This window comes from Pseudomonas sp. A-B-19 (genome assembly GCF_019947515.1).
In the GTDB taxonomy this organism is placed as follows: Bacteria; Pseudomonadota; Gammaproteobacteria; order Pseudomonadales; family Pseudomonadaceae; genus Aquipseudomonas.
In genome coordinates this window covers 64,715-70,714 of record NZ_JAGYGN010000030.1, presented here as the reverse complement: position 1 = coordinate 70,714, position 6,000 = coordinate 64,715, and the positions used below count along the sequence as shown (strand labels likewise).

Genomic DNA, 6,000 nt, shown 5'->3' with positions numbered 1-6,000 from the left:
CACTACAGACGGGATGCCGAAGGTTCACCAGCATGACGAACGAATCATGGGGTGGAGTGGCTGTAACGGTCGAGGCATTGCGCTTTCAATGCTGATGGGGCGAACGTTGATGGATCGACTGTGTGGGGCCAACGGGCTGCATCTGCCGGTTTCATCAGGCACTTACAAGACGGGTAACGCCCTGACTTGGCTGGCGCAAATGGTCATCGCACTTGATCGCCGGAAACAACGTCGCACCGTGCTTGCGTCCTGATCTTATATACCAAATCCGAGTACACACTATGCCTGCCTGCCCCTTTCATTACCCTCAATACCGTTCCACTGACCAGGGAATGATCGACCGTTTCATTGATGTGTTTCCGCTGGCAATGATCACATCTCATCGGGACGGACAATTTCTTTGTAGCCACATTCCGCTATGGCGTCAGCCGGATGGGTCGTTGTTCGGACATGTTGACGGCAATAACTCGCAGTTCAAAGGCGAACAGTATCTGAGTGCTCAAATCGTCTTCATGGGGCCATCGGCTTACATTCCTCCACAGGCTTACGTCTCGCGACAACTCCCCACTTGGAATTACCTCGCCGTTCACATGCAGGCGAACATAACTGTGGTGGACGCCCCCCACCAAAAATTGGAAATCCTCGAGCAAACCGCGAAACGGTTGTCAGAGCAGCCTTCTGACTATCAGGTCGACGAGCGCGACCCTCGGGTGATATCGAACCTGCCACATATTCTTGGGTTGGTCATACAGCCGGAAAATACCGAGGGACGTTTTAAACTCTCCCAAGACAAAACCTCGCCAGATTCGTCAGCGGCTCTGCGGTGGTTACTCGACAACCGAAAACACGATCATGCCGAGTTCCTGATGGAGCTCCTGCACGCTGCTACCAAACCGCATTCAAACTGAGGTCAGTATGCCCATCGTTAGAGTAGAAGACCCTGTTCACCGTGACGCCGATACCCAACAAGCCATAATCGAGACAATTTATGGTTGCTTGAAATCGGTGTTCAAGGTCAGTGACGAAGAGCTCCAGGCACGCTATGTCTGCTATGACAAAGACTGCTTCCGCTCCCCAGGAGATCGCAGTGAGTTCATCCAAATTGAAATCACGGTCTTCAAGGGACGCAAGCTGGAAACCAAGCGCCAGCTTTATCAGTTGATCAGTAAAAGGATTGCTGCGCAGCTCGATATTTCAGAGCATGCCCCGCTGATACTGCTGATCGAGCAAGAGCCAGAGAACTGGGGTATGCGTGGTGGAGTGCCGGCGAGTGAGATCGACTTTGGATATGCTATTTCCATTTGATATCGTTCCGCTTTTGGATCAATAGCCTATGGCATATGCGGGTCAGTTTCAGCTTTGGCTATCTGCCGATTGCGCTGACCTAGCATTTGGCATTTGACCGACGCTCTGTGGAATCAAGGTTTTGTGATTGTTGGACTTGGCAACTGCCTCATCTTGAGCCTCTCGCAGCGTAGACTCGGTAGTCAAATGTATAGGCCGGTTGACCGTAACTTGTCTGAAGAACCCACCATTGGATCTCTGAACAGACGTTTTGCTCTTGCCCTACCAGCCGGTGACTGCATGTCCAAGTGTCCGGCTTCTTATCGATAGCCTTACGCATAGCGTTTACCTTCGCCGCCACTCTACTGACGCTGACGCCAGGCCTCGATACCGCATTGGTCTTGAGAACCGCAACAGTGGAAGGTAAACAACAGGCATTCCTGAGCTGCGCTGGGTATCAATGTTGGTTGCCTGTTGTGGGGCGCCGCCGTCGCCTTTGGTTTGGGTGCGTTGATTGCAGTCTCTGAGCTGGCATTCAATCTCTTGAAATACTGTGGCGCCGCTTACCTGGCCTGGATGGGGAACGTCCTTAATCCCAAGGTTGGCATTTTCTATGTCTCTTTTCTCCCTCAGTTCATTCCCCAAGGGCACTCCTTGATTGCCTGGACATTTGGCCTGGTCAGCATCCACGTGGCGCTCGGTTTACTGTGGTCGTCAATGTTGGTTGGCGCCACTCAACCACTGCGTGAAAATGTGACCAAGTGGATGGATCGCACCACCGGTATGGTCTTTGTTCTGTTTGCCACTCGGCTGGCGTTCAGCAAGCGTTGACAACGGCCTCTCCCCTGCTTTCACCTTTCCATCAGTGATTGGGGGTGATACCTGCCGAGGCAATATTCCTACAGTTTTTTGCAAGGCGGCCTGAACCGGATGCTTCGCAAAGCATTGATCTAGAGCATTTGTTTAATTTTTATACGTCTGAAAAGTACGCTACGATCCACCGCACCAAAACGCATAGGGATCGCAGATGAACGTCAGAATTGAAGCGCATGAGGAAGGCAGTGGATGCACGGTCTGGCTCGACAACAATGCAGTGTCGTTCCAGAACCTGGAGGAAGCGAAGACATATGTGACTCAGTTGCAGGAACGGATTGAAGCCGCATCCAGTTCATTCGCTCAAGGAACAACAGATTCCGAGCAAATGTAAGCGGTGTGGCTCAGGCGGACTGGCTTTAAGTGGTGGACGCAGGTCACGCGAGCTTGATGACTCCGCCCTGGATATCGTCCCGCGCTATTCGCAAGTCATTGGCGTCTTGGTTGAGCCGATGAATCAAGTTCAGCAATCGTTGGCGCAACACCTCATCCTGGAGCTGCTCGGCAGCACGCATCACATCAAGCGCCGCTGTCTCATTGTTGGTGGCAACGGCGTCGAGCAGTTTGCGCATGCTTCTTGATGGCCGATTCATTTCCAACCCTCCCAGGTTTCGGTGGTGCAAATCATATAGCCGGAATGTTTCGTCAGTGTTTCAACTGCACGAATTGGTTTTGGATCACCGGCTCCGGCTGATTACGCTTGTAACAGCCCATCCGTGATGAAGCTAAGCGGCCCGCTCCAGGGCGTCCAGCAAGCCAACAAACTCCAGCGAAAGCTTATGTCGCGGGGCCAAATGGACGATGGGAACTGATACCTCGTGAGACTCGCGCATCTTGACGGAGCTGCTCAGATAGACCGGCAGCACTGGCAAGCCTTCGGCCAGCAACTCATTCACGAGAGATTGATGTAGGCCGGTATACCCGGTGAACTGATTGACCACCACCCCTTCCACTTTCAGTGACTCATTGTGATCAAGACGTAGTTCTTCTACCTGTGCGATAACACGGTACATCGCCTGGCGAGAAAAGCTGTCGCAATCGAATGGAATCAGCAATCGATCTGCAGCCACCAGCGCGCTGAATGTGTAGAAATTCAGTGACGGAGGCGTATCGATATAGATGCGCTCATAGTCCTCGGACAGCTCCACCAGCAACTTGCGCAGTTTGTTGATCTTGAATTTGCTCTCGAGTTTTGACTGGAGGTCTGACAGTTCAGAGCTGGCAGTCACCAAGTGAAGGTTTTCGTAATGGGTCTCGGTGATGGCCACTCGATTCTTTCTGCCTTCGAAGCCGCCGGACAGTGTTTGTTTGAAGAAGTCGGCTATTCCCGCGGGTATGTGCTCGTTGGTCAGGCCCGTAAGGTAGTGAGTCGAGTTTGCCTGGGGATCGAGATCTACCAGCAGCGTTCGGTAACCTTCGGCAGCACTCACGGCGGCAAGGTTGCAGGCAATGCTGGATTTCCCAGCGCCCCCTTTCTGATTGAATACGACACGACGCATAGGGCTTGCTCATCCATGAAAAAGGCCAAAGGCCGGCTGAAGTGTGTAAGAAGTCATGTCAATTCTATGACGACAACATTACAGTTTTGCGACAGCGATTGACCAAAGCTGCGGACTAGAGCATTTGACTGCCAACACAAGGTGGTAGCGATAGATTTACACGGCTGAGCAATCCCCTGGGTTTGCCAATGTTAGCCGCTGCAGCAAACCCTCCACATCAGCTAGCGCTGGAGCATGGGCTCCGGCTTGAGGGCAAGATATGGATGCGCAAGCCGCTGAAAACTGCAGGCGCTCTCTCAAGTCTGCGATCCCCAGCAACTCGTCACCCAGTGAATCCATGCTCACCGACCCGGCAAAAGCACTGCTGACACCCAAGCGACTTAGCGCTCGTGCAACGTTCCAGGGAGCACCACCCGGGTAACCCCTCCACTGTCCAGGAGTGCCCTGGACAAGATCGGTCAGGGCTTCGCCAAACACTACTGCGCGAGGCAATACCATCGTCATTTCCTCATTTTTTTTGTCGTAGGGAACTGCTGGCTGATCAGATTCGACCGGTAATCACTTACTCGATGCGCTTTGATGAAAGGCAGGGTTTGGTGAAGTTAGTGAAGTTCTCATCGCCAACCTCAAAGCAGATGTTGGCCGCACGCGTTCAAATATTAAAACCAGGTTTCCATTTGTATACCGTACTGCCATACACCTCCGGCTTTGAAGTCCGTCATGCCGAAGGAGTCTGTGGTACTGAATCTGTCCAGATCCGAAGACCAGTTCATGAAGCTTGCGAACACTCGCAATTCGGGCCGTGTGAGAAGATCTCCAACCTCAGGTTTGAATGTCGGGGCGACAGTGAATTTCCAGAAGTTGCCGTCGACCGCGTTACGTTGTAGATAGTCCTTCGGGTCGAGGTTCATGGTTTGCCAGCTTATTTCGTAGGCCATCTCGAAATTGCTGTTGATTTTATTGGCCAAACGCACGTTCAGGGTCAGCCAGCGGTAGTCGTCACCCTTGACGTATCTATCCTTGCTCTGTTCGGCCAGCAAGCTGGGGCCGATACGCCAGTCAGGCGCAAGGGGTGTCTCACCGTAAAGGGCCAGACGCAGAGCGCGGGCATCATCAATCAGTTCACCATCCGAGCCGACGTTCTTGACCTCAGCTCCCAGACCTTGCCCATAGAGCAGCGCTGTTTTGAAGAAGCCTTCTCTGCCGAAAAAGTTTTTCTGGTGATTGGCCAGCATGCTGTGCAAGCCGGAATCCGCAGGCGTCAAACCCGCTGCATTGGTGCGGGTAGCGAAATCGTTTTTCTTTGCGCCGATGCCATTGAACATCCACTGCCACTGACCATCCTCGAAGAACTGGTTGGAGGTCAGGATGTAGCTTTCCACATCGGCACTAAGATCGCCTTGACTGAAATCCCCGTAGTTACGCCCGATCAAAGAGTAGTTCGAACGCCAATTCCTGTTCATCTGCATATCGTAGATTCCACCCCCGGTGCCGGCCAGATAGACAACGTCCGAGTCCAGCCAGTGGATATCGAAATTATCTCTATCGAATCGCTTGCCTGCCCACAGGGTGGCGTTCTCGAACACTGAATTGCCCTTGAACGCAGCGACATGGTCAAGCGCTGTGAATACCTGACGCACGTTCAGTTTGCTTTCGTCGGCCGTCCAGTCATTGGAGCTTTCCACTCCGTCGGCGATGGAGACCGTGAATTTGGAACGGGTGCCGTTTTGAGCATAGATTTCTTTCGACAGGTCTATACGCATGTAGGTGTCGTCCTCGTTACCGAGTCGCCCGACTGCACCACCGACTGAACCGGCAGGCGTTTCATAAGGGCCACCACGACCACCCCCCAGCCGATCATTGATCAGCAATCCGGAGCGGGCGTAGCCGTTGAAGCTGAATCCATCAGTGAGATGTCCGGTACTGCCCTCTTTCTCCAGGCTTTGCTGACGGGCCTCGAGTTTTGCCAGTCGGGTATCCAAAGCGGGTGCCGAAATTACCGCCGCAGTAGACACGGCGGGCTGCAAGGGAGCAGTGGCGAGTTTGATCTGCTGCAATTCCCTGGCGAGTGCCTGGGTTTGCTGTTCGGCTGCGGCCGCACGCTTTTCCGCTGCGCTGGCACGGGCTTCAAACGCGGCCATGCGTTCTTCCAGAGTCGCGGCCTGAGAGGTTACCGCCGAGGTGCCGAGCACGCCTGCGAGTAGCCAGCTTGATGCTTTCTGCATGTGAATTTCCTGTTTTGTTTTTATTTTTCCGTTCCCGCGAGCGGCCTTTTTCGTCAATTGTGAATTGTCAAAATTGACGAAAAAAAGGATGCCTCATCGCAAATACGCTGCTACATTTG

The 6,000-nt window shown here is 53.1% G+C and carries 6 protein-coding genes and 3 pseudogenes; 5 read left to right on the top strand and 4 right to left on the bottom strand.

All coding sequences use genetic code 11. The annotated features are described in order from the left end of the window. The 5 genes and pseudogenes from KGA81_RS25460 to KGA81_RS25440 all read left to right on the top strand — a co-directional run. Positions 1-253: pseudogene (locus tag KGA81_RS25460) on the top strand (hypothetical protein); the annotation flags it as partial. A 28-nt stretch (positions 254-281) separates the two neighbouring features. Continuing rightward, a complete protein-coding gene (locus KGA81_RS25455; RefSeq protein ID WP_108215622.1) occupies positions 282-908 on the top strand; it encodes an FMN-binding negative transcriptional regulator in 627 nt (208 codons plus the stop codon). A 7-nt stretch (positions 909-915) separates the two neighbouring features. Further along, a complete protein-coding gene (locus KGA81_RS25450; protein ID WP_223549623.1) occupies positions 916-1,305 on the top strand; it encodes a tautomerase family protein in 390 nt (129 codons plus the stop codon). 305 nt (positions 1,306-1,610) lie between these two features. Then, a pseudogene (locus KGA81_RS25445) lies at positions 1,611-2,115 on the top strand (LysE family translocator). A 196-nt stretch (positions 2,116-2,311) separates the two neighbouring features. Continuing rightward, positions 2,312-2,491, top strand: coding sequence for a hypothetical protein (locus tag KGA81_RS25440; RefSeq protein WP_095053983.1), 180 nt, complete (start codon positions 2,312-2,314; stop codon positions 2,489-2,491). A 43-nt stretch (positions 2,492-2,534) separates the two neighbouring features. On the opposite strand, the gene KGA81_RS25435 is transcribed toward KGA81_RS25440, so the two are convergent. From KGA81_RS25435 to KGA81_RS25420, 4 genes and pseudogenes are all read right to left on the bottom strand, one after another. Further along, positions 2,535-2,750: a hypothetical protein gene (locus KGA81_RS25435; protein WP_223549621.1), complete on the bottom strand. Its 216-nt coding sequence runs from the start codon at positions 2,748-2,750 to the stop codon at positions 2,535-2,537. A 132-nt stretch (positions 2,751-2,882) separates the two neighbouring features. Next, complete coding sequence (locus KGA81_RS25430) at positions 2,883-3,656, bottom strand: ParA family protein (protein ID WP_223549619.1); 774 nt, start codon at positions 3,654-3,656, stop codon at positions 2,883-2,885. A 312-nt stretch (positions 3,657-3,968) separates the two neighbouring features. Further along, positions 3,969-4,154: pseudogene (locus tag KGA81_RS25425) on the bottom strand (PfkB family carbohydrate kinase); the annotation flags it as partial. Positions 4,155-4,315: 161 nt separating this feature from the next. Further along, positions 4,316-5,881: a carbohydrate porin gene (locus KGA81_RS25420; RefSeq protein ID WP_223549617.1), complete on the bottom strand. Its 1,566-nt coding sequence runs from the start codon at positions 5,879-5,881 to the stop codon at positions 4,316-4,318. Positions 5,882-6,000: the final 119 nt, after the last annotated feature.